At 58.1% G+C, this 23,542-nt stretch carries 19 protein-coding genes and 2 pseudogenes; 12 read left to right on the plus strand and 9 right to left on the minus strand.

The genetic code is table 11. The annotated features are described in order from the left end of the window. Window positions 1-2: 2 nt before the first annotated feature. From ACZ9EJ_RS26795 to ACZ9EJ_RS26815, 5 genes are all read right to left on the minus strand, one after another. The gene (locus tag ACZ9EJ_RS26795; RefSeq protein ID WP_251090542.1) at window positions 3-1,091 is read right to left on the minus strand and encodes a succinylglutamate desuccinylase/aspartoacylase family protein; all 1,089 of its coding nucleotides are present in this window, start codon (window positions 1,089-1,091) and stop codon (window positions 3-5) included. Then, window positions 1,078-2,895 carry an ABC transporter permease subunit gene (locus ACZ9EJ_RS26800; protein ID WP_052764682.1) on the minus strand — a complete coding sequence of 606 codons (1,818 nt, stop codon included), beginning with the start codon at window positions 2,893-2,895 and terminating at the stop codon, window positions 1,078-1,080. The genes ACZ9EJ_RS26795 and ACZ9EJ_RS26800 overlap by 14 nt, the downstream gene beginning before the upstream one ends. Next, complete coding sequence (locus ACZ9EJ_RS26805) at window positions 2,895-3,995, minus strand: ABC transporter ATP-binding protein (RefSeq protein ID WP_046641870.1); 1,101 nt, start codon at window positions 3,993-3,995, stop codon at window positions 2,895-2,897. Before ACZ9EJ_RS26805 ends, ACZ9EJ_RS26800 begins: the two co-directional genes overlap by 1 nt. A gap of 70 nt (window positions 3,996-4,065) precedes the next feature. Then, the gene (locus ACZ9EJ_RS26810; protein WP_251090543.1) at window positions 4,066-5,097 is read right to left on the minus strand and encodes an ABC transporter substrate-binding protein; all 1,032 of its coding nucleotides are present in this window, start codon (window positions 5,095-5,097) and stop codon (window positions 4,066-4,068) included. Window positions 5,098-5,540: 443 nt separating this feature from the next. After that, on the minus strand, window positions 5,541-6,452 hold the full coding sequence (locus ACZ9EJ_RS26815) for a LysR substrate-binding domain-containing protein (protein WP_046641868.1): 912 nt from the start codon (window positions 6,450-6,452) through the stop codon (window positions 5,541-5,543). A 1,462-nt stretch (window positions 6,453-7,914) separates the two neighbouring features. Here ACZ9EJ_RS26815 and ACZ9EJ_RS26820 point away from each other — a divergent pair. The 7 genes from ACZ9EJ_RS26820 (at window position 7,915) to ACZ9EJ_RS26850 (ending at window position 14,011) form a co-directional block, all read left to right on the plus strand. Then, complete coding sequence (locus ACZ9EJ_RS26820; RefSeq protein WP_046626943.1) at window positions 7,915-8,358, plus strand: helix-turn-helix domain-containing protein; 444 nt, start codon at window positions 7,915-7,917, stop codon at window positions 8,356-8,358. A gap of 12 nt (window positions 8,359-8,370) precedes the next feature. Further along, window positions 8,371-10,182, plus strand: coding sequence for a hypothetical protein (locus tag ACZ9EJ_RS26825; protein WP_046626945.1), 1,812 nt, complete (start codon window positions 8,371-8,373; stop codon window positions 10,180-10,182). Between the two features lie 33 nt (window positions 10,183-10,215). Continuing rightward, window positions 10,216-10,434: a hypothetical protein gene (locus ACZ9EJ_RS26830; RefSeq protein ID WP_046626947.1), complete on the plus strand. Its 219-nt coding sequence runs from the start codon at window positions 10,216-10,218 to the stop codon at window positions 10,432-10,434. Window positions 10,435-10,453: 19 nt separating this feature from the next. Further along, window positions 10,454-11,605 carry a YcaO-like family protein gene (locus ACZ9EJ_RS26835; protein WP_046626949.1) on the plus strand — a complete coding sequence of 384 codons (1,152 nt, stop codon included), beginning with the start codon at window positions 10,454-10,456 and terminating at the stop codon, window positions 11,603-11,605. After that, complete coding sequence (locus ACZ9EJ_RS26840) at window positions 11,602-12,297, plus strand: TfuA-like protein (RefSeq protein ID WP_046641867.1); 696 nt, start codon at window positions 11,602-11,604, stop codon at window positions 12,295-12,297. The genes ACZ9EJ_RS26835 and ACZ9EJ_RS26840 overlap by 4 nt, the downstream gene beginning before the upstream one ends. A gap of 849 nt (window positions 12,298-13,146) precedes the next feature. Continuing rightward, the gene (locus ACZ9EJ_RS26845; protein ID WP_255736670.1) at window positions 13,147-13,320 is read left to right on the plus strand and encodes a hypothetical protein; all 174 of its coding nucleotides are present in this window, start codon (window positions 13,147-13,149) and stop codon (window positions 13,318-13,320) included. A 436-nt stretch (window positions 13,321-13,756) separates the two neighbouring features. Then, entirely contained in the window at window positions 13,757-14,011 is a 255-nt protein-coding gene (locus ACZ9EJ_RS26850; RefSeq protein WP_046626955.1) for a hypothetical protein, read from the plus strand. A 170-nt stretch (window positions 14,012-14,181) separates the two neighbouring features. Here ACZ9EJ_RS26850 and hutC read toward each other — a convergent pair whose 3' ends face one another. Continuing rightward, entirely contained in the window at window positions 14,182-14,916 is a 735-nt protein-coding gene (hutC, locus tag ACZ9EJ_RS26855; RefSeq protein WP_046626957.1) for a histidine utilization repressor, read from the minus strand. A gap of 727 nt (window positions 14,917-15,643) precedes the next feature. On the opposite strand from hutC, the gene ACZ9EJ_RS26860 reads away from it, so the two are divergent. From ACZ9EJ_RS26860 to ACZ9EJ_RS26875, 4 genes are all read left to right on the plus strand, one after another. Then, window positions 15,644-16,681: an ABC transporter substrate-binding protein gene (locus ACZ9EJ_RS26860; protein WP_046641866.1), complete on the plus strand. Its 1,038-nt coding sequence runs from the start codon at window positions 15,644-15,646 to the stop codon at window positions 16,679-16,681. A gap of 99 nt (window positions 16,682-16,780) precedes the next feature. After that, window positions 16,781-17,638 (plus strand): ABC transporter permease, encoded by an 858-nt coding sequence (locus ACZ9EJ_RS26865; protein ID WP_046626961.1) that lies wholly within the window; start codon window positions 16,781-16,783, stop codon window positions 17,636-17,638. Continuing rightward, window positions 17,631-18,461, plus strand: a complete 831-nt coding sequence (locus ACZ9EJ_RS26870) for a quaternary amine ABC transporter ATP-binding protein (protein ID WP_052753975.1) — start codon at window positions 17,631-17,633, stop codon at window positions 18,459-18,461. The genes ACZ9EJ_RS26865 and ACZ9EJ_RS26870 overlap by 8 nt, the downstream gene beginning before the upstream one ends. Continuing rightward, entirely contained in the window at window positions 18,454-19,953 is a 1,500-nt protein-coding gene (locus tag ACZ9EJ_RS26875; protein ID WP_046641865.1) for an HAL/PAL/TAL family ammonia-lyase, read from the plus strand. Before ACZ9EJ_RS26870 ends, ACZ9EJ_RS26875 begins: the two co-directional genes overlap by 8 nt. Window positions 19,954-20,180: 227 nt before the next feature. On the opposite strand, the pseudogene ACZ9EJ_RS26880 reads toward ACZ9EJ_RS26875, so the two are convergent. The 3 genes and pseudogenes from ACZ9EJ_RS26880 to ACZ9EJ_RS26890 all read right to left on the minus strand — a co-directional run. Beyond that, a pseudogene (locus ACZ9EJ_RS26880) lies at window positions 20,181-20,555 on the minus strand (IS110 family transposase); the annotation flags it as partial. A gap of 606 nt (window positions 20,556-21,161) precedes the next feature. Beyond that, window positions 21,162-21,395: pseudogene (locus ACZ9EJ_RS26885) on the minus strand (hypothetical protein); the annotation flags it as partial. A gap of 6 nt (window positions 21,396-21,401) precedes the next feature. After that, a complete protein-coding gene (locus ACZ9EJ_RS26890; RefSeq protein ID WP_046641863.1) occupies window positions 21,402-22,346 on the minus strand; it encodes a cysteine peptidase family C39 domain-containing protein in 945 nt (314 codons plus the stop codon). A gap of 150 nt (window positions 22,347-22,496) precedes the next feature. Here ACZ9EJ_RS26890 and ACZ9EJ_RS26895 point away from each other — a divergent pair, with 150 nt between their 5' ends. Beyond that, window positions 22,497-23,486 (plus strand): Bug family tripartite tricarboxylate transporter substrate binding protein, encoded by a 990-nt coding sequence (locus ACZ9EJ_RS26895; RefSeq protein ID WP_046626969.1) that lies wholly within the window; start codon window positions 22,497-22,499, stop codon window positions 23,484-23,486. Window positions 23,487-23,542: the final 56 nt, after the last annotated feature.

A 23,542-nucleotide genomic window follows, 5' to 3' on the forward strand; every position in this document is an offset into this window, starting at 1 on the left:
CCTTATGACCTGGCTTCGTCATTGAGGAAGGTGCACAGCTCGTCGCCTCTACCAACCAAGGCGGGTATATGGCGGGACAAGACATAGCCAGATGTTTCGAAACGCACTTCCTTGGGTTCGCAAAGGGGGAAGTCCGGGAAATGAATGAGCCCCGCGAGCTTGCCGGTGGAAACATATTCGCCCAGCTGGATGCGATGTTCGAATATTCCGGCGACAGGAGCATGCAGGCGACTGTTTGAACTCTTTTCCATCCAGCGCGTCGCGTTTGGTGTTGTCACGTTGATCGAGGGCAGGATGCCGACTTGTTTCAGGATCCTCTTTGTCCCCTCGCTGGCAAGCTGGAGCCCTTGCAGGGACAGCATTTCACCTCCGCCGAGTTCGACCGTTAGGCAGGCTATGCCTTGTCTCGTACATTCGCCCGAAAGGGTCAGACTGCCCCCTCCGCCCTTGCCCTTGCTAAAGAAGCTGACGGGCGCGCCGAACCATTCGGCCAGGCGCCGCAATTCGGCGGGCTGTTGCCCATTTTCATCCTCGCGCAACAGCGCGCAGGGGATAAACTCCGAGGAACGTCCACCGGCGTGCAGGTCGAGCACCAGATCGGCGCGGGGCAAAAGTACCGTGCTGACATAATGCGCGATCACTTGCGTCGGACTGCCAAAGGCGTCGCCGGGAAAGCAGCGATTGAGGTTCGATCCATCAAGCGGGGAGGACCTTGTCCCTGCCATCACCGCGGGAAAATTCAGCGATGGCAGGATGATGATCTGACCTTGCACCCATTCCGCCTGAAGATCGCGGGCAAGGTTCATCAGCGCAACGATCCCTTCATATTCGTTGCCGTGATTGCCGCCGACCAACAGGGCCGTCGGACCAGTGCCATTCTTGAGCGAAATCGCCGGGATCGGAATGTAGCCATAGCCGTTGGTTTCCCGTGAATGGTAAAGGTGAAGGGACCCGTCCTGCTTGCCGTCCTTGTCAAAGTCGAGAAGCGTTGAGATCGGCGTTTCAACCCCATTCCCGACGATTCGATCCGTCCGGTTCGCCGATCCGGCTTGTCCTGTTTGGCTGTTGGTGGAGGGCTCAATTCTGACCACGGCGGTATCCTCCCTTGCGTCGGATCAATTCCGAAACCACGATCATGATGCTCATGAAAACCAGCAGGAGGCTCGCTACGGCGGCCAGACGCGGGCTCACCGACAGGAGGGCATCCTCGTACATGAGCTTGGGCAGGGTGGTGATGCGGCCGCCGGTGACAAACAGAGCGATCGTCAACTCGTCAAAGGAAATGATGAATGCGAACATGAACGACGCGATGATGCCGGAGCGGATCAGGGGAAATGTCACGCGGTGGAAGGTCTGCATGCCGCTTGCACCCATCGTGGCGGCCGCATAGTCGAGATTGCGATCGTAACCCTTGATGACGGCAAGCACGGTGATGACGATATATGGGATCACAATGACCGTGTGCCCAAGCACGACCGCAAACGTGGTGCCGGCAATTCCAATCCGAGAAAAGAGAAAGAACAGGCCAACGGCGATGAAGATGTTCGGTACGATCATCGGCGCAACAACCAGCCCAAACAGGGCAGGCTTTGCGGCAAAATTGTCGCGCGCCAATGCGAAGGCACAGGGCACGGCAAACAGCATTGCGATGGTGGCAGCGACGAGCGCAACCATGAAGGATCTCGCAGCCGCGCCGAGCCATACCGGCGAGTCCAGCACCAATTGATACCATTGCAGCGAGAAAAGCTTTGGAGGCCAGGTGAGGAAGGCCTCGGAGGTGAACGAGACCGGCAGAACGAAAAGGGTGGGAAGCGCGAGAAAGGCCAGGACGAACGTACAAGCTGCGTAGAGTCCGATGCGCGTTCTGCGACCTCGGTTTGTCTCTTCTTGTTTCAGGATCGTCAATGCGTAGATGGCCGCATCGGTAAGATTGGCCAACACGGAAGTGATGGCGTTTCCAGCAAGGACCGCCCACCGTCTTATGGACGATCTCTTGGCTGGCACGCGTGATTGGGCGCTCCCTCCGATAACCGACAGGCCGAATATCCGGTCGTAGACGAGAAAGATCGCCATGAAGGTTATGACGAGCAGAACGCCGATGGCTCCGGCAAATTGCCAGTTCAGGACTTCCCTGATCTGGAATATGATGAGCTGGACAATCATCGTGTCGTGAGGGCCACCCAAAAGGGCTGGGGTGATGAAAAAGCCGAGTGACGTGATGAAGACCAGAAGCGCCGCGGACGCGACGCCAGGCATGGTCAAGGGGAAGTAGATCCGCCAGAAGCGTGTCCCACCCTTTGCCCCCATCGTCGCAGCAGCCTTGGGCAGGTTCGGGTCGATACCCTCCATCACCGCCAGAAGCGTCAAGATCGCCAACGGCATCAGAGCATGGGTCATGCCGATCATCACGCCGGCGAAGTTGTAGATCAACTGGAGCGGGGCATCGACAATCCCCATGGCAAGCAAGATCTGATTAACAGCGCCCTTGCGACCGAGAAGCACGATCCATGCGAACGCCCTCACGAGGAAGCTCGTCCAAAACGGCATCAAGACCAGAATAATCAGCCAGTTACGGGTTGATCCACGTGAGATCGACAGGAGATAGGCCACCGGATAGGCGCCAACGACACAAAGCAGCGTGGTGTAGAAAGCCACCTTGATGGTCGTGAGCAGCACCTTGCCATAGAGGGGCACTTCGATCAGCCGTTGGTAATGTTCAAGCGACGGCAGGCTGCGATCATCCAGGAAGCTTAAGCCCAGAAGCATCACGACAGGAATGACGAACAGCGATAGCAGAAACACCGCCACGGGTCCGGTCTGCCAATAGAGCTTGTTCCATGTCGGCCAGATGCGCAGCGGTGGGGCGGTTCCGGCGACAAAATCAACTCTCGCCATCACGCAGCCTCCCGCTTGTCGTCAGAGAAGACCCTGCCGACGTCATCGTCCCAACCGATGGTGAGCAGCTCGCCTTTGCAAACACCTCGCAAACCGCGGGTCAGCTGCGAAATCTGCAATGTGGAAGTCTCTCCGACGCGGATGAACAATTTGGTGATCGCCCCTGAAACGACAACTTCAGTCACCTGACCACGCAATTGGTTTGCCCTGGTCTCCGCCTCGGGAAGGATCTCGATGGATTCCGGCCGCGTGAAGTGGACGACCTCGGGGCCATGCACGTCTGCCGATGTGCGCCGGCTCCGGATCGTCCCGATTCCCGGCAGCTCCAGGACAAGACATCCCGCTTCTTCAGCGATGATCCTGCCGCTGATGAGATTCGACTCACCGAGAAAGTCTGCCGCAAACAGGCTTTTGGGCCGGAAGTAGAGCTCGTCAGGTGCGCCAATCTGCTCGATCCGTCCGCGGTTCATCAGGCAGATGCGGTCCGACATGACCATTGCTTCCTCCTGATCGTGCGTCACGTAAAGAACTGTCATTCCCAGCTGCGCATGCAGCCGCTTGATCTCCAATTGCAGATGGTCGCGCAATTTCTTGTCGAGCGCCCCAAGCGGCTCATCCATGAGAACGATCGACGGATTGGCGACGAACGCACGCGCCAGGGCGATACGTTGCTGCTGTCCGCCCGAAAGCTGATTGCAATAGCGGTCTCCGACATGCTCCAGTTTCACCATTTCAAGCGCCCGCCTGATTGCCGGCAAGCGCTCACCGGCAAGCATTTTCCGCATCTCGAGCGGAAACGAGATATTCTCGGCCACCGTCATGTGGGGAAACAGCGCGTAGTTTTGAAAGACCATGCCGATGTCGCGACCTGACGCGGGCAGATACGTCGCCTCGCGACCATCGATCCATATCTTGCCGTCGTCAGGCTGATTGAGGCCTGCGACCGCCCACAGGAGCGTCGTCTTGCCGGAGCCGGACGGGCCCAGCATGGTCAGAAATTCACCATCCGCCAGATCAAGATCGACGTGACTGAGGGCGGTGGCCGATCCGTATCTTTTTGTAAGTCCCCGGATCGCCAGCTTGTTGATGTGTTCTTTCAATGCAAATACCTCCCGGATATGAGATTTGACCGATGCCCGCGTTGGAGCCATCGTGAAGCCTGGCCGGGCGTTACCCGACCAGCCAGTTCTCGTAGCGTTCTTGAGCGATGGCGTTGTTGCTGCCCCACCATCTCGCGTCCATGACGAACATTTCCGCGAAGTAGCTGGGGTTTGTGGGAAGGATCTTGGCAAGCTTGGGCTCGATGAAGTCGAAGGCCTTCGGATTGCATGGGCCGCTCGTCGAGTGCTTGACGAACTCTGCCTGACGCTCGCCCGCTGAAGCGAATTCCACGAACTCGCGCATCAGTTCGACATTCGGGCCGCCTTTGAGAATGGCGAAGCCGGCAAACGAGAACATTCCGTCCTTCCAGACGATGTTAACCGGGGCGCCATCGTCGATTGCGACCTGCGCCCGCGCATTCCAGGTCAGGAGGCAGTCCACCTCGCCGGTCTTGAGCATCTGGGAGGTCTGCGCCCCACCTGTCCACCACACCGCGATATCGTTCTTGATCCTGTCGAGGCTCCTGAACGCCCGATCGAGGTCGAGCGGGTAAAGATGCGCCTTTTCGACCCCGTCAGCCAACAGCGCCGGTTCAAGTGTTCCGTTGGGATGTTTGCGAAGCGAACGCACCCCGGGAATTGCGGCGGTATTCCAGAAGTCCGCGAGGTTTTTGGGTGGCTGTCGGCCCATCGTGTCCGTGCGATAGGCAAGGACCGTGGCATAACCCATTGCTCCGATCAGGAAGTCGTTGCGCAGGTCGGCAGGGATCTGCGAGGCATTCGGTCCAAGACCTCCCGGTCCCGAAACCGTTTCGAGATACTGGCGGTCCGTGAGGACAGCGACATCGCTCATGTCCAGCAGCGCGCCGTCCCAGGCATAGTTGCCCGCCTCGACCATCGCCTTGATCTCACCGGTCGGGCCGTGAGAGGATTGGACGCCGACAACGTCAATCCCGGCCCGCTTGCTGAACGGTTCAAAGAATGCTTTCCTGTAGGCTTCTCCGACCGGGCCGCCCGGGTCACGGATGGTCAGGGTACGGCTTTTGGCCGAGGCGGTTCGTATGAATGGCGCGGCCAGCAGCGCGGTGCCCGACGCCGCCATGAAGCCCCTGCGATCGAGGGCCGCCATCCTTTTTTGAGTTTTTGACTGCATATCTGCCTTCCCCTTTTGGTTCGTCCATCGTCTGGCGGGATGGATTGTTGGCAATCGAGATCCACAGTCGGCGGAGCCGTTTTCTCGCGCTGAAGACCAAGGCTTGAAGCGGCGATAGCGCGATCCGAATGCGCCGATCGGAATGAAACGGTTGCGTGCCGAACTATTGCGAATTCAGCGGATCCCGAGGTCAGCGTCCAATCGAAATATGATCGCAATTCATGCGCGGGTGTAATATGAGCACACGCAGCTCAAGACGGCTCCGCCCATCGAGCTCACAAGTCAGGAAGAGAAAACCAAAAAATCAAGATGATGGAGGAAATCCACGTCTGCTCTCCGGTGGGCGGACCGGTCCAGGAACTCTATCCGTGAGATCTCTGGGGAGCGTCGATCTACACCGCGGCCATGCTGATCTGCGCGAGGACGCTGTCCCGTTCCTCTCTTAAAACCGCAAGAAACCTGCTGGTCACCGCGGACTGAGGTCGCAAGCTGGGCCTTGCCATCAGATATTGCAGTTTGACCGCTGGGCGGAAGTTGCGCATGACGAGCCCATGGCCCGCAAAGTCGAGCGCGGCAAATGGGCTGACGACCGACACACCGGCGCCGTTGGCGACGAAGTTGCAGACGGTCGCGGCATACTGGGTTTCGATATGCAGCTTCGGTTTGACACCCGCATCGGCGAAGATTTGATCGACCTGCCGCCGGGTGACGTCATCCTTCACGAACCCGATGAACGGCACACCGGAAAGGTCGCCTGGTACGATTTCGGATTTGTCTGCCAGAGGGTGGTCGGAAGGCAGGATGCACATCGCGTCAACATTGGTGAAATGTTCCAGATGCTGGTCGCCGTCATTCAGGGGACCAGGCAGAAATCCAAGATCGAACTCCTGGGTGGCCGTTACGCCTCTGACCGCGCCGGCGCTGCGAACCTGCAGCGAAACATCGACGTTCGGATGCTGTTTCGAAAAGCGCGTGATCACCCGTGGCAAAAAACCGAACCCGAGCGCGGAAATCGATGTGATGCGCAGATGGCCGGTGTTGAAATTGCTGATCGTATCGGCGATGTGGCGAAGGTTCTCCAACCCCACGAATGCACGCTTCACCTCTTCATAAAACGCCATGCCCTCGGGGGTTGGCTGAATGCCGCGGCCGACACGGCTGAAGAGCTTGAGTTTCGAGACCTGCTCCAGCCGCTCGATCTGACGGCTGACGGCCGGTTGGGAGAGGTTGAGCAATTCGGCGCCTGCCGTGATACTGCCGGTGCGCATAACCGCCTGAAAAACTTCGATCTGCCTGAGGTTCATCGCCGATCACCCCCGTATCGGGATGACAGCCCCGGTTGGGCGGCGACGGCGATGTCCAGGTCCGAGTCAACGAACAAAAGGAACCCGCGTATCTCAACGGAAGCAAAGCCAGATGTTGCCTGAAAATTCCCAGCCAAAAGCGGCCCCGAAACCGTCCGGCGCGGGCAGGGCGAGGTGCCATCTCGGTCCGGACGTTACCCAAAGGCGAAATGCGCGGGCGTAAGTTCGCGCGGTCCCTTGCCGAAGACAGCAATGAATTTATGGCAGAAGATGCCCGGCCGCGCAACGAAACACTGGGCGGTGAGCGAGGTGATCGCCCCTTCGCTCAAATTTGACGAGCACCCATCGATCCGAGAATGGCGGGCAAGCGTTTCCCCACTTAGTGGCGCCACGCAGTCAAAGCTGTACCCAACGCGTAAGAATATTGGGAGGATACCACCGCATGCTGCTGGCGGAAGGTTACGGTGCAGTTTTGAGGTGGCACGAGATTAAACCGGGCAAGGTGCTCAACGAGTTTCCGCTGGCCATCTGTCCTATTCACGCGGAATGCTACATACATTCTTGTCACTCCTGCAAAAGATGGGTTCATTCTCGAACCCATTATGGCAGGCAGATAAAGCAACGCAATATAATTTGTGCATCGCAGCATCCGGGTTCGTCGACCCTTGCCCGTCGATGCCAATGCCGGCGGTGGGGGTCCGCGGCGTGCGAAGCTGCCAGCTGGTAAAACGTTGGGTCCCCGGGCATGGAGATCCTTATTTAAGTCCTGTTCGCGGTCGGACCGCCCATCAACTGCGAGGGCGCCACCGCTTGGCGATGAAGTAGCCGACCGAAAAGACGATCAGGAGCAGGGCTATCACGCCCCCCTCTTGCCTCTCCTGCAAGGTTTACTGCCCGGTCGAATATAGTGCTACCGAGTAGACCAGGCAGTCGTCATAACCGGCAACACAGTTCCAATCCGAAGCCTGCCGCCCAAGGCGCGCCGTTTTTAGGAGGGCTTGCTCAAAGCATCTACGCTTCTCAAATCACGGAGACGCGCAACGCCGAGCAGCACCGACACTTTTAAGCCCAGTCTTTTCGGGCCTTGAGCCCCATCGCCGCTGGGAGCCCAAATCTCGGCCCCTTACGGGTGTGGCCTGAAGGACCCTCCAGCCATGCGGGATTGCGGGAATCGGAAAAGGGACCCTGTCCATAGGGAACACTGACCGCGTCCAAAGGAAGGCGTCATCTTTCCTTCAGTTTTGCCACGTCAGCCTCCGGGGCCATGATCCTCTCCAACAGATGGCGGGTTTGCGAAGCGTGGATCAGGCTCGGCACCTCATCCGCGCGCATTTCGAAATGAAGCGTGAAACTACGGTCGGCCCTCTGGACGTTCATCTCGGCGGTAGTGCATAGTTCATTCAACAGGTCATAGTTGCGCGGGGCGCCGGTTCATATCACTATGTTCGTAACTGAGGGTACAATGATGGAAAAGAAGAAACCAAATCCGATCGATGTACACGTTGGATCAAGAATCCGGCTGAGGCGCACCATGCTCAAGATCTCCCAGGAAAAACTTGCGGACGGGCTGGGGATTACCTTCCAGCAGGTTCAGAAATACGAAAAAGGCGCAAATCGGGTGGGTGCCAGCCGGCTCCTGCATATCGCAACCATACTGAATGTGCCGGTTGCCCATTTCTTCGCCGATGCGCCCGACACTTCGGTCTCAGGCAATGGGAAATCTTTCGTTCAGGAAGAAGACGCGGTAACCTCTTTTCTCGCAACCCGTGAGGGGATGGAGCTCAATCTGGCATTCCAAAAGGTGGCAAATCCCAAGCTGCGCCAAAACATCGTTCAACTGGTAAAATCCTTAAGAAGGCCCTCAGATCTGGATCGCGATCACGCGGATCCAGGTGCAACGCGTTAGCGGATCGTTCCGATGCTTCGGCTTGTGACATTCGGGGGCCTTCGGCTTGCCGACGACGAACGAGGGACACTGCCACTGCCACAGAAGGCACTGTTTGGCCTCGTCTATATGCTGGCCAGCGGCGAGCTCGAACTGCCGAGGGACTATCTGGCCCGTCTGCTTTGGACAGGCGATCAAGTCGCCGTGAAAATCAACATCCGCAAGATGATCGAGCGCGTCCGCAAAATGGTCGCAGATGGCTGGCCTGTTCCGCTCGATTTCACGGCGTCGACTATACGTCTGTCCGCAGAGCCCATTGTCGCGGATTTCGCCGTCTTCTCGAGTGATCTTGAAGCGTTACCGCGATTGAACGCGATGTCAAAACTGCTGACGCGGCAGTTTATCGATGAAACGAATTTACCTGTTGGGCTCAAGTCATGGGTCGGGAATCAACGGTCGGCCCAATGGGAGCGCTTCCGGGCAGCATTCTTCGAAGCCCAGGCCACGACGGTCGACCAATCCGATTGGGCGAAGATCAAGGATAGTGCAAAACAGCTCCTCGAGCACGATCCGGGCGATGCCGCTGTTCGCGAAGTGCTGCTTGCGGCGCATCGTCATGATGACCGGGCGGGCACGCTTGGACGAGCGATCGGTCGGGCCGAGTGCGCGGTTCCGATGGAGAGTTCAGTCGGCCCTTCGATGCCTATCGACCTTCCGCGGCTGGTCTTGCTACCTCCCCAGGAGGCGGAGGAAGAGGCGGCTTATCCAGCCCGCGCGCTGATGGAGGATATTACGATTAGCCTGTGCGCCTTGAGGACGGTGGCGGTCGTGGCTCCCTATACGGCTGCCCGTATTCGACGGGATTCGGACAAAATGGCTCAGTTGCAGAAACATTCCATCTCCTACGTCCTTGATACGAACATCAGCGGCGAGGGTCTCTTCGTGCAAATGATCTTCCTGCCCTCCGACAGCGTTTTATGGGCGGAGCGCTTCCGCCTTAAAGCCAGTTCACTTGCCTCACACCGCAGGCAAGTGGCGCAGATGATCGTGACGGCGATTGGCAGCCATCTCCAGCGCACCGAAATCGCGCTTGCTGACTACCGTGCTCATCCGGACGTCTATCGGTCCTATCTTGCAAGCGTCCAGCATCTCAACAAGTTCACGCTCCCCGACGTGCGCCGGGCTCGAAATGCCTTTCGAGAGACCCTGAAGCTGAGAGGGGGGTTCGCGCCGGCATTGGCAGGGCTATCCCGTACCTACTCCTGGGAATGGGTGTTGACGGCGCGGGGCGATAGCGAACTGCTGGTTCAGGCGGAAGAAACGGCAAAAAAGGCAGTGGCACTTGAGCCGGAATTGGCATCGGCGTATCGGGAGCTTGGGTTGTCGAAGCTCTATCTTGGCGATCTTGACGGAAGCCTGGAGGCATTCGACCGCGCGGAAGGACTGAGCCCTCACCTTGCAGACGCGATATGTGGCTATGCCGACGCCCTGGTTCATGCATCAAAGCCCGCCGATGGGTTGGCAAAGATCAGCAATGCGATCCGTCTCAATCCGATATGCCCGGACGACTATTTCTGGATTGCGGCCGGCGCCAGCTATTTCCTGGGGGAGTTTCATCAGGCGATCGGCTACATCGACCGAATGGGCGACTCCTCGTCGGCCCGCAGGTTGCTGGCGGCAAGTTATGCCATGGCCGGCGATACCGCGAAAGCACGCGCCCATCGCCGCAAGGCTCAGGAACTCAACCCGCAATTCGATCTCGACAAATGGCTCTCCGTGCTGCCGGTCAAAGAGCAATGGCAGAAGGAACTCTACCGGGAGGGCCTGGTAAAAGCCGGATTTTAGATTTTTTAGTGCCAGAAACCAAGGGGGTAACATATGGCAAGAGTTGTGATAATCGGGCTGCCCGGAGACGATCAGCTTTATCTGGCGGACATTGACGCGGGAACGGTCCTGCCGATGCAGCCGCCCGTTTCCGGGCCGCTGGCCGCGGCAAACGATCTTAGAAATGCGGGAGGAACAATTGTCAAAGACGTCAATTTGGCGATTGCAGTCTCTTCTTCTGAGCAGGCTTTCTCCGGTGTCTTCGATGGCTAAGCTGCCGACGGCGTAAGCGATGGACCGCATCTGCTCGCCTGAGGAGACCTATGAGCGGGTACGTCCCTTTCTCAAGACGCTTGGGATAACCCGTATTGGCCGCCAGACCGGACTTGATCATATCGGGATTCCGGTCTGGTGCGCCTATACACCAAACGCCAAGTCGATCGTAGTTGCTCAAGGCAAAGGACTTACCGATGCCGATGCGAGAACATCCGCGGTCATGGAGGCTATCGAGCGGGCTGTCGCTTGCGATCCGTTCCTGTCACACAAGATTACGTCAGCGTCGGCTCTTTTCGACGCCGGCGAGCGTGTCGATTTGCTCATTCCGTTGCTTGGCAGACAGCAGCCCCCTCCACGAGCAACCGATACGATGGCATTTGCGGTGGGAGAAGACCTCTTTAGTCTTGACCGCGTCCACGTTCCGGTCGAAGCGGTATCACTCGATCGGACCCTGTTGAACTGCAGATACTGGCAGTCTTCGGACGGCCTTTCATCCGGCAACACCTATGACGAAGCCGTCTTTCACGGTCTTCTTGAGCGTATCGAACGCGACGCTCATGTCTTGTGGCAGGTTCTTCCCGAGGCGGGCCAGCACTCAAGATGTCTGAAGCCCGAGGCATTTGGCGGCGAGAATGTCAGGTCACTGATCGCGAAGATCGAGGCCGCAGGCATCATGTTGCGCATGTTCGATATGACCAGCGATGTCGGCATACCATGTATCGGCGCCTTCCTTGCGGCCAAAACCACACTCGCCTCCCGCGCGCCGCGATTTATCGATGTGACGTTCGGCTGCGGTGCTCATCCGTCTCCCGAACGCGCAGCCATACGGGCGCTGACGGAAGCCGCGCAGTCCCGGGTCACTTATATCAGTGGCGCCCGTGACGACGTTTTTCATGAGACCTATCGGCGACCGTTGCCGGAGCGGTTGCGAAGACTGTTTTATGCTGATCCTTCACGCGCCATGCCCTTGCCCGGCCCAATGGATCTCGCAGGAATCTTGATGAATTTGAAGCAGGCAGGCGTCACTCAAGCAATCGCTGTCCGGCTGAGCGCCCCGGCTCTGGCCTTCGCAGTCGTCAAGATATTGACGCCTGGACTGGAAAATCCTGAAGGAGAGCGGCGGCAAAGATTTGGCGACAGGGCGATGACAGCATCGTTTGCCTCATGAAATTTGTCTTCGTCGGTCCAAGCCTGCCGGATGCAAGGCGTTTCGTTGCAGATGACATGATCGTAGCGCCGCCGGCGATGCAGGGAGATGTGCGTCGAGCGATCGATAAGGGTGCGCAAGCGATCGGCGTGATCGACGGCGCCTTCGAATATGTCGCCCCCGTCTGGCACAAGGAAATTCTCTACGCTCTCTCGAAAGGGGTGGCGGTCTTCGGCGCGGCGAGCATGGGTGCCTTGCGGGCCGCGGAGTGTCACGCCTTCGGTATGATTGGCGTGGGAGAGATCTTCAAGGGCTATGCGAACGAAACGCTGATCGACGATGCGGATGTCGCTCTGCTGCACGGACCGCAAGAACTCGGATTTGTCGCCATTACCGTCCCGATGGTCAATGTCGATGCGACAGTCGCCAGGTGTTGCGCGCATGGTCTCATCAGCGAACAGGAGGCGCAGCGCCTCAAGGACAGCGGTCGGTCTTTGTTCTTCAAGGGCCGCAACTGGAACGCGATCGTCGCGAACTGCCGGGAGATCATGTCTGCCCGCGCTGATGAATTGGCGCGAATTCTCGCGCATCACTATGTTGATCAGAAAAGGGCCGACGCCCTCGCCATGATCGATGCCATGCGAAAATCCGCCATGGATCCTTCCCCCGCCTCCTTTGAATTTCACCGAACCTCTCTCTGGCGTGATGGCTGACGTCATCAGCCATGCGTTGTGTCACGCCGATGTCACGCCCGACGACCATCGAAAGGTTTAGATTGCCCACACAAGGGGGATATGCATGACGTGCTCGAATGTCCAAATCGATAAAGAAGCAGAACTCGTCGCCCTGGCGAGACTGGTAATCTACGCGAGAGAGGCCGCAAAAGGCCTAAGGTCGATCGAGGTAGAGGCGGGGCTTACCGTAACACTCGAAGCGATCACGAGGGAGCTCACTGGCGTCGATGTTGGGGAGACCGATCATTCACCGAAAACACCGGGTCAAACCTATCAATAGGCGAGACCACGATCCAGAGCCGGTAATGGTTGAACTCGCCAAACCCTGTCGTGGGGGCGGCACGAAGGGCTCGACGAGCGGTATGAAGAGCACGTCGAGCCCTTTCCGCAGGGGGGGGGTAACCGCGGGGGGCGGCTCTGCGGCCCGGTGACTTTTACATAACTCCCGCCATCATCACAACTCCCGCCATCATCCCAATCAATCAGAGCGTGTTGAAAACACGCCAGATCAGGAAGCTCGCTCTCCATTCCCGATTCCGCGGCGCTGCTCTGTTGAAGTCGATTGAAGCAGGATCAGGTGATGATCCGCATCTTACGTGCCAGCCAGAGACCTCCCGGTGGCGTGGGCTTTGATGGCCGCCGGGACTCCAGCAGTCCCGGCCCGGCCCTGGGCTTGACCAACAGAAAAACGGGTAACGATTGCTCGATGTCGGTCGTAGCATCCGACGCACACAGCTGCCGCACATCAAAATGGTACAACCCTTCAAAACGTATGGTTGAATTAAATGCAGTCCTTGATAGTTTTCGCATAGATGAACGAGGACAGTCATGGATGATTTGAAAAAGGTTGTTGAGCACCTGCGCGGGCTTGTCGCACTGGTCAAGCGCCATCCGAAACTGACCATGATCGGGTATTTCCTGGAAATGGCCCTTGTCGAAGCCGAGGAAGAACTTGCTCGTCACGGTTATAGAGTGACTAATCCATCCCCCCAAAAGCACTGACGCTCCGGGCGTCGTTGCCGAAATGGTGTTTCAGGTGTTTCTGTGGTTGGGTTTCGCGCTCGCTCACCCCGGCAGCGCTCCCCGCTGGGGATCGCATAAAGTTCCGGACAGGATTGCTGCGCAGCGCAAACAGCTTCTCTTCTTCAGGACCCTGGCGTGACTTTTGACGTTGCGTTCAAAACACAGTCTTCCGCCAATTCTGGCTGAGTGAGCCTGTCGATCCTGACGCTGACCCGCCACTCCAGATGCGCGCGGTTCATGCGACCCCTGTGACAATATCCTGTGCGTCCTCCCTAAAAGGCCGTCGCCGAATGACCGCGAGGATTCCAACAGAACCTCCGAATGCATTGTCATATTTCTGTCGCAACGCACCATTCTTTGCTGGTTATTTTGCAAAGCAACATATACGCTTCCTTACCATAGGGAGATCGGCAGAATGATGACGATCTATGAAGGTATCAAAGGCGAGCTTTCCAACGGCCCCATTCCGCTGGGTCGGGTCGAATATACGGTCGCGGAAATCCGGGAGGGCGACCAGAGTCGCTTCGAAGGTCTGGTCCACGCCGATCCCTCCGTCCTGCAAGCGGCGTTGCGCGCCACCGCCCTTAGTCTCGATCGGCGCAGGATCGTCCTTGGTTCTTTTGTTTCACAAGACTGCGCTTCGTTTAACCTCACGGATAGATTTCTATAACTTGCCCGACGATCCTCGTCGTTGCGAATATGCCCAGGCCTGCTCCTTGAAGGAGGCGGGACCGCAACGAAGCCGGATGCATGGAGATGCTCGCGCCATCAGCGGGCTTCGGGCGCCGCCGCTCCGAGCCCGTCAACCGACTGGAGGGCCGGACGAGATTTTCGACGAGCTTATGAGCTACTTTCCAACCGGTAACGGCTGCCGGGGTAGAGAAGCCGCACCGAGGTGACGACCCGGCCGGCTGACCAGGTGCGCCGGCGGATCAGCAGGCAGGCCTCCGATCGGGCAATCGCGAGATGCTTGCATTCCCATGGCTGTGGAGGTACCGCCTCAACGAATTGTTCCGTATGCGAGATCGGTGCGATGCGGGTCAGATAGGCATTGGGTGTCATTTCCCGAAAATTCTGCTCGAGATAATCCGGCGCCACGGCTGGGTTGACGAAGCGATCTTCCAATTGGATCGGCACGTCATCTTCATGATGAAGGATGACCGAATGGAAGGTCGGCATGCCGACCTCGATCTTCATGGCTTCCGCGAGCTCATGTCCACAGACCTCGGTCTGGGCCAGAATGACCTGAGACCTGTGGGTCGAGCCTCGCTCGGCAATTTCGTCGGCGATATTGCGAACGCCCAGAAACGGCGCGCTTCGCTTCTTGTGGGCCACGAAAGATCCGCGCCCTTGGACCCTGACGAGAACGCCTTCCATGGCAAGCTCTCTCAACGCGCGATTGGCCGTCATGCGGCTAACGTTCAGCGTCTGAGCCATTTCATTTTCAGACGGCACGCGGTGATCAGCGGGCCATTCCCCGGTGTCGATCCGGCGCTTTATCTCGGCTTTTAGCCGCTCGTAGATCGGCATGTCACGCTGGCTTGGCGCTTGAAGGGTTGGCTCGGCCTCGGACATGCTTGGTTCTTCCTCGCTGACTATGTGGAGTGCATACAAAATATGCACCGGAAATAAAGCACAATTTTAGGACATCCCACTTGTCCGGTTCCGAAAATTCTGACATGTTCCCTATACAACTTTGCAAGGTTAGGCAAATGACGCCATCGCAGACCCTCTTGCGCAGGGTAGATTTTGCTCAGCAGTTTTTGGGAGTTCGACAGGATTTCGACCCTCAACGGCAAGGGACCGCTTTGCGCCGCCGAGTAAAATCTGGCCTTGTTGAAGGAGCCCAGCCTGGTGGTGCACATCCCGAATCCTTCATTTCTATGCTTTCACGCAGGCGATGGTCCTCGCCGCGGAGACGGCGAGATTGACAAGATGACAGTGTCGGGACTTGGCGTGACAGCATAGGCTGACCTGGGGGGATGGTCCGGATGCGATGTAGGCTGTTGCAATCAGGTTGTACAGTGAATGACCCGAGACGTTTGGTTCACGAGGAACTGCATCGTGTGAAATACCGGCAGATATTGCGCGATCATCGACGCGACCGGCTCTCCAGCGGCCCGGGCTTTTCGGTAACCAGAACGCGGTTCGCGATCTGATGGCGAGGGACAATCGGCGGTGCGCGAGGGTCGGCATGGATATGAGGAGGCAATCGACAATGCGTTCCGGGAGGTTCTCCTGCAACTGAATTAAACTCTTCAAACCAGCACCAACTCATGAGCAAACAAAAAAGGGGAATTCCATGCTGAGTGCCAAACTGAAATACACCCTCCTGGCTGCCGGATTGGCGCTCGGAGGCTCCGTCTCCGGTGCCAACGCTGCTTCCTACTGCGCCGATGGCAAGACCGTCACGTTCGCCGGCATCGATTGGGAGAGCGGCGCCCTGATCACCGAAGTGATGAAAGCGATCCTGTCCAAGGGTTATGGTTGCAAGGTGGACGCGATCCCCGGCAATTCGGTCACACTGGAGCAAGCTACCGCCAACAATGACGTGCAGATTTTCGCCGAGGAATGGATCGGTCGCTCCGATGTTTGGAACAACGCCACCGCTGCGGGCAAGGTCATTTCGGTCGGCAAGACGTTTGTCGGTGCTTCCGAAGGCTGGTTCGTGCCGGAATATCTCGTCAAGGGAGACCCGGCACGTCGCATCAAACCGCTTGCGCCCGACCTGAAGAGCGTCTCGCAGCTTTCCGATCCGAAGATCGCCGAACTGTTCAAGGATCCGGAAGAACCCTCCAAGGGTCGCTTCCTCAACTGCCCGTCCGGCTGGACCTGCGAAGGCGTCAACACCGCCAAGCTCGAAGCTTACAAGCTCACCGGTGCCTATGTGAACTTCCGCCCGGGCACGGGCACTGCACTCGATGCGGCCATCAGTTCTGCTTACCTGCAGGGGGAGCCGGTGCTTTTTTACTATTGGAGCCCGACAGCCGTCATGGGCAAGTTCAAGCTCATCAAGCTTGAGGAACCCGCTTACAACGAGACCTGCTGGAAGGATTTGACAAGCGCCAATGGCAAGCGCGAAGCCGGCTGCGCATTTCCGGCGGTCGAAGTCGCCTACGGCGTCAACAGCGCCTTTGCCAAGGAGGCGCCCGAAATTATCGAGATCCTCGCAAAGGCGACCTTCCCACTCGAAGAGGTAAATGCGAGCCTCGCCTACATGGTTGATCAAAAAGCTGATGCGGTTACTGCCGCCAACCAATTCCTGAAGACCAAGGGTAATGTTTGGGGCGCGTGGGTTTCGGCCGCCGCCAAGGCGAAGATCGAAGCCTCGCTGAAATAGTCCCAAATGGCCGCGCGTGTGGCTGCGCGGCCATATCATGCACCGCATCGATGCCGCGAGCATCAGCGGGGCCGGCTCGACATTTCAAGGACTTGAGCGATGTTTCCCGACAGTTTCCATATCTCCATCCGCGGGCCGATCAACATGGCGGTGCAGTCGCTGGTGGTTAATTACGGCTTTGTCTTCAAGGCGGTATCACAGACGATCCTGCAGGCCATCCTGTTCATCGAATGGATCGTGCGCGGCTTGCCTTGGTGGCTGGTGATTATCGCTTTCATGGCGCTGACCTGGCAGGCAACCCGCAAGGCCGCGCTTGTCGTCGTCGTGGCGGTGATGCTGTTTGTGATCGGAGCGCTCGGCATGTGGGATCTGGCCATGCAGACGCTCGCTCTGATGTTGATGGCGACGCTGATCTCGGTCGCCATTGGCATACCGATGGGCATATGGCTGGCCAAGAGCCGGCTCATGCGTGGCATCACGCTCCCGGTTCTCGATGTGATGCAAACCATGCCGAGCTTCGTCTACCTCATTCCTGCGATCATGCTTTTCGGGCTTGGCAAGGTACCGGCCGTGCTCGCCACCATCGTCTATGCCGTTCCGCCGCTGATCCGATTGACCGATCTCGGCATCCGCCAGGTCGACAGCGAAGTTGTCGAAGCGGCGACCGCCTTTGGCGGAAGCCCGCGGCAGATCCTGTTCGGCGTCGAACTGCCGCTTGCGACGCCGACGATCATGGCGGGTCTCAACCAGACAATCATGATGGCCCTCTCCATGGTCGTGGTGGCCTCGATGATCGGCGCGCGCGGCCTTGGCGAGCAGGTATTGAATGGCATTCAGACGCTCGATGTCGGCAAGGGGCTCGAGGCCGGGTTGGGTATCGTTATCTTGGCAATCGTGCTCGACCGTATCACCCAAGGCTTCGGCCGGTCCAAGCTGGAGGACGGCCAAAATGGCTGAGATAGAGATCCGCAACGTTTTCAAGATCTTTGGCCGAAAGTCACGCGAGGCCCTGGCCATGGCACGCGACGGTGCCGAGAAGGGCGAAATCCTTGAAAGCACCGGCTGCAGTATTGGTCTGAACGATATAAGTCTGAAGATTGGCGCGTCGCGCATCTTTGTTATCATGGGCCTTTCCGGTTCGGGAAAGTCGACCTTGGTGCGGCATATCAATCGCCTGATCGAGCCGACCAGCGGGCAGATCCTCGTGGATGGCCGCAATGTGCTGGATCTCAATCCCCGCGACCTCAGGGAATTCCGCACCCGCCGTGTCAGCATGGTGTTCCAGAGCTTCGGCCTGATGCCGCATCGGACCGTGCTCCAAAATGTCGTTTACGGGCAGCGGGTGCGGGGGTTGAGCAAGGCAGCCGCCCATCCGATCGGCATGAAATGGATCGAGACCGTGGGCCTTCTCGGATATGAAAACAAATACCCGCACCAGTTGTCGGGCGGCATGAAGCAACGGGTCGGTCTGGCCCGCGCGCTCGCTGCAGACACGGATGTGATCTTGATGGACGAGGCCTTTTCAGCCTTGGACCCGCTGATCCGCACCGATATGCAGGATCAGCTCCTACAACTGGAAAAAAACCTCTCCAAGACCATCGTCTTCATTACCCACGACCTTGATGAAGCACTGCGTATCGGCGCCGAGATTGCCATTCTCAAGGACGGCCGGCTTGTGCAGGTAGGAACCCCGGGCCAGATCCTGAATGCGCCCGCAGATGACTATGTCGCTCGTTTCGTGCAGCGTCGCACCCGCGCAGAGGTGCCTCATCATGGCTGACGCTATCGTTCTCGATCGACCTTTGACCTGGAAAGACGTCGCGGCAATTGCCAATGGAGCGCAACTGGCTCTTTCCCGCGAAGCCTGGCAGCGCCTTTCGAAGGCGCGCGCAATCGTAGACGCCCTGGTCGAGCAGGAGATCCGAGGCTATGGCATCAATACCGGCGTCGGCGCCCTTTGCGATGTCATCATCGATCGTGACGACCAGCAGGCCTTGTCTCGAAACATTCTGCTGAGCCATTCCTGCGGCATCGGCGAGCCGCTCGGCAGGGCGGAGACACGTGCTGTGATGGCCGCGCAGATTGCAAATTTCGCCCACGGCTTTTCCGGCATCAGCATTGAAGTCGTCGAGGCGCTCCTTGCATTGCTGAATGCAGATTTCCTACCCGTCATCCCTTCGCGAGGTTCGGTCGGTTATCTCACACATGCCGCGGCGATCGGTCTTGTGCTGATCGGCGAGGGTGAATGCAGGCACGTCGATGAATTGATCTCAGGACGCGATGCGCTGCAGCGGCTCGGCCTGGACCCGATTGCGCTGAAGGCGAAAGAAGGCCTGAGCCTTGTCAATGGCACGCCCTGTGCGACTGGGCTTGGCGCGCTGGCGCTCTCGCGCTTTTTCCATCTGCTCGACTGGGCGGATGCAGCTGCGGCGATGACCTACGAGAACCTCGGTGCGCAAGTCGATCCATTTGCTGAAATGCCGCTTTCGCTGCGCCGCTCTGCTGGACTGCAACAGGTGGGGCAAAACCTACGCGATCTGCTCGCTGGAAGTCAGCTTCTGGCGCAATCGGCCGGAACGCGAACCCAGGACCCTTTGAGCCTGCGCGCCGTACCACAGATCCATGGTGCAGTCCGAGACGCCTTGTGGCAGGCAGCCGACGTCGTCGATCGAGAGCTTTCAAGTGTTACGGACAATCCCATCGTTTCCGGCTCACCCCAAGCACCGCAGGTTCATTCGCAGGCTCATGCCGTAGGCGCCGGCTTGGGACTAGCGATGGACAGCGTGGCGACTGCAGCGGCCGAACTCGCCGCGATATCCGAGCGGCGGATTGACCGGTTGGTAAACCCTCTGGTAAGCGGCCTGCCGCCATTCCTCGCGGCCGAAAGCGGCGTGTGTTCCGGTTTCATGATCATTCAGTATACGGCAGCCGCGCTGGTGGCGGAAAACCGTCGCCTGGCTGCGCCGGCAAGTCTTGGTGGCGGCATCACGTCTGCGCTGCAGGAGGACATTCTGACGCATGCCACGCCGGCCGCGGACAAGGCGCTGGCGATACTCGACAATCTGCAGACCATTCTCGCAATCGAAGTGATGGCAGCTGCCCAGGCCTATGACCAGCAACCCGGATCGGCGCCGAAAGCTGCGCGAACGGCGGCGCTTTACGCCCGGGCTCGGAGCGAAGTGCCCTTCTATTGCGATGATCGGCCATTGAATAGCGTCGTCGCAAAGATCCGCAGCATGATGGACACGACCTCGGTCAGCCTGAAGGGTTAAGCACTACGAGCATACCGTTGGGCAATGCCAAGCTGTGAACTCATGGGGGTTCTCGATAGCGCTTGGGTCCCAAGCCCACGTAATTCCCGGAACGAGCAAGGTCAATGTGTCGAGCCGTCGGCAACCGAACCGCTCGTTGTCGGTGATCGCTGCATGCGTCCCCTCTAGTCCCTGTCGAGCACCGTATAGGGCAGGGATGCCTCGTCCAGCGCAGACCCAGACGGCCCTGTTCGCAAGAGCATCGCATACGCCTGTTGCTGCGCGGTTTTGACAGGCACAGGTCTGACATCTGGCTGCTTCAGTGCTGTATTGATCGCCGCTGCGTCTGTGGCGTCAGTCTTTCCACGGATAACAAACGGCTTGACCCGCGGTACCGGCAGTATACGGACCTCGTGTCCAAGGGAGCCAATCTCTCGAGCCCAATAATGGGCGCTTCCACAAGCCTCCACACCAACCAGGCACGGATCAAGTTTTTCAAAGAAAGCAAGCAGGTCATGACGCCGAATCTTCCGCGTGAAGATCGTCGCGCCTTGCGAATCCGTGCCGTGCACTTGAAAGACCTGCTTTGCCAGATCGAGTCCTACAGTTAGATGATTATCCAAATCTTGATCCTCTCATCCGATTGAACGACAGGAGCAATGATACAAAAAACAAACTCGAATTTTAAAGAGCGCACATCAGGAATGTACCGCCATTGGATCTCCGCCAGGCGGGACTAAGGTCCGAACGAGCTTGATTTGCTTAGCAGGTGCAACATGTCCGGTGTATGGAAAAAATCTTTCTCAGTTTTTTGCTTCTGATAACCGCAGCTTGGACCGCAGGTCTGTTGTCGCTCGGCTACTTCTATTTGCTTTAAGCAGATCCTTTGTAGTTAGGGCGGTGGGATCGCCACTGCAATCTACGACGATCAGCGGATATCATCCCGGCGTCAGGACTGGCCTCATCGTCGTGCGTCGATCCCGGCTCGTAACCACGACGTGGGCACCTTATCGCCTTGGCCGAGGGCTGCGTGGAAACAGTCCTCGGTCTGAAGGTGTCAGGGAGGTGGAGCAGCAGTACTGTCTCACATGATTGAGCACCGTAGAAGGAGACCGCTCGACTGTATCTGGACCAGATAGGGGTGCTCTCTTCTCGGATCGCGTCGCTGGAAAAGGCGCCGCATGTCTCGAACATCCGGCGACGCAGTCCTATCCTACGGCCACCAGGTGTCAGTTGCTCCAACCAATCTGGAACCGGTCAAATCGGACTTCACTAATGGGATGTCCCGACGGGTCGAGTCTGATCGAGCGAAGCACGAGGTTCAGGTTGGCGGAGTAATATTGTTCAAAGACTATCGGAGACAGTCCTTGCAGCTCCACGCGGCTATTCACGACCCAAACCGGATACGAGCATCATCCGATTGTTTCCTCGGCCCATTTTTCGAAGGTGATGATCTCGCGGCCGATTTGTCACGCTATGCCTCCAGAACAAGAGTCATCTATCGTAGACAACAAACGGGAATATGTCGGTGCGAGTTTCCTCAAGATCGCGGCCGCTTCCGCATCACGACCAGCCACCAGGGGAAATTGGAGCGACCCGATCAACAGGGCCTGATCGGAAGTTATTCCCGCCGCGTCGCCTTCACCGATCCGAGCAAGACATGTTGCTGCATCGGCTAGTCGCCTCGCGCCCACTCGCACCGCGAAATGGATCAGGTGGCCCCGTAAGTTGTCGCTGCATCCGCCCTCGATCATGCTCGCAAGACGCTGAGCGGCATCCTCGTTGCCAATTGTGCCCTCCGGTACATGTTGCGGGTGTTCCATCGAGAGCCATCGCAGTGCAGCGGGCAGTGAGGCCCGGATTACGTCATCTTCCCGAACCACTCGCACGCGGCGGAAGTGGGTCCGCATCGTGTAGGGATCGCCATAGTCGATGGTTTCGGCTCTCCACGCCGTGAGGAAATCATCCAGCGGCAGGGTCGAGAAGGGGAACCCGTGTGGATCATGCATTCTCACTCCTTCGTCATCGACCGCGAGCACGACGACGTAATGGTCCGCTCCGATGGGACCGTTCATGCCGGGCTGATGCCGAAAGTGACCCATCTCTACAGGTCCGACCCAGACCGGGCCATCGGGGAGCGCCGACTTGAGCTGGGCGAGCGCGTCCTGTTTGCTGTTGCTCTTCGTGACGACTGAGGTCCAGCCCATCGCGTCCAGAGCGGCATCAAAACCGGCTTCAGGGGTCCATCCGAAGGGATCGAAGAAAGGCATCGTGCCGCCAACTAGCTGCATCCCGAAGGGACTGCTGGTCGCGAACTCTATGGCTGCGGTCGACGGCGCGTCCGCACCCAGCATCATTGCAAAAGAGTTGGCGTAGCAATACGGCCCGGAGCCGACGTAGGGGATGTATTTCATGAAGTTGCCTCCGAGATGAGTACGAGAGGCAAGACAAGAGCGGCATTTTCACAAAATTTGTCAAGTGTCACTGAACAGCTGGGCATCAGGGTCCAGTTGACTGCTTGTGTCATCCGCCTAGTTACTTATCCGGACGAAAGAGGAGGTTCCATGAAACACATCGACTTTTTCAAGAGTGTGGCAATTGCAGCAGCGGCAGGGGCGTTTGCCTTCCTGTCTGCTGGAACAGCCGCCGAGGCCCAATCATTCCCTGATAGAACCATCACGTTAGTCGTCCCTTTTGCCGCTGGTGGCTCAACTGACGTGGTGGCACGCGTCATCGCTCAGAAGATGAGCGATGACCTCAATCAGCAGGTTGTCGTCGAAAACGTTGCAGGGGCCGGTGGCAATCTAGGTGCGGACCGCGTGGCTCGTGCTGAGCCCGATGGATACACCATCCTGATGGGAACGGTGGCGACGCACGCGCTTAATCCGCTCATCCTAAAAAGAAAACCCTATGACGCCGAGAAGGACTTTGCACCCATCTCGCTGCTGGTGGTCGTGCCGAACGTTCTCGTCGTGAATCCCAAGCTGCCGGTCAACAATGTAGCGGAGTTGATCGCCCTGTTGAAAAAAGAGCCGGACAAATATTCATACGCCTCCTCCGGGAACGGAACGCCGCTTCATCTTTCCGGGGAGCTTTTCAACAGCATGGCAGGCGTAAAGATGCAGCACGTCCCCTACAAAGGCGCTGGGCCTGCGCTGAACGACCTCATTGGCAATCAGATATCGATCATGTTCGACAACCTGCCATCGTCGTCGGGCCACTTGAAGTCGGGTACCCTTCGCGCTCTTGGCGTCACCACGGCAAAGAGAGCCCCCTCTTTCCCTGACGTTCCGACTGTTGCAGAAACCATTCCGGGCTACGAGACCTACACCTGGAACGCACTGTTCGCACCTGCCAAGACGCCGACGGATGTCGTGGCGAAGCTAAACGAGGCTGCCAACAAAGCGCTCAAGGACCCCTCGGTCATCGCGCGAATGAATGAGTTCAGCGCGACCATCGTCGGGTCCTCTCCCGAGGATTTAGGAAAACATGTGAGTGCCGAGCTAGCCAAGTGGGGACCGATTGTGAAAAATGCCAACATCCAGATGGATTGAAACTCTTTAGTTGCGGGGAGGGGGCGGCATTTCCGCGATCCGCCCCTTTTCATTCC

It is taken from the genome of Neorhizobium sp. USDA 3394, from assembly GCF_056280385.1.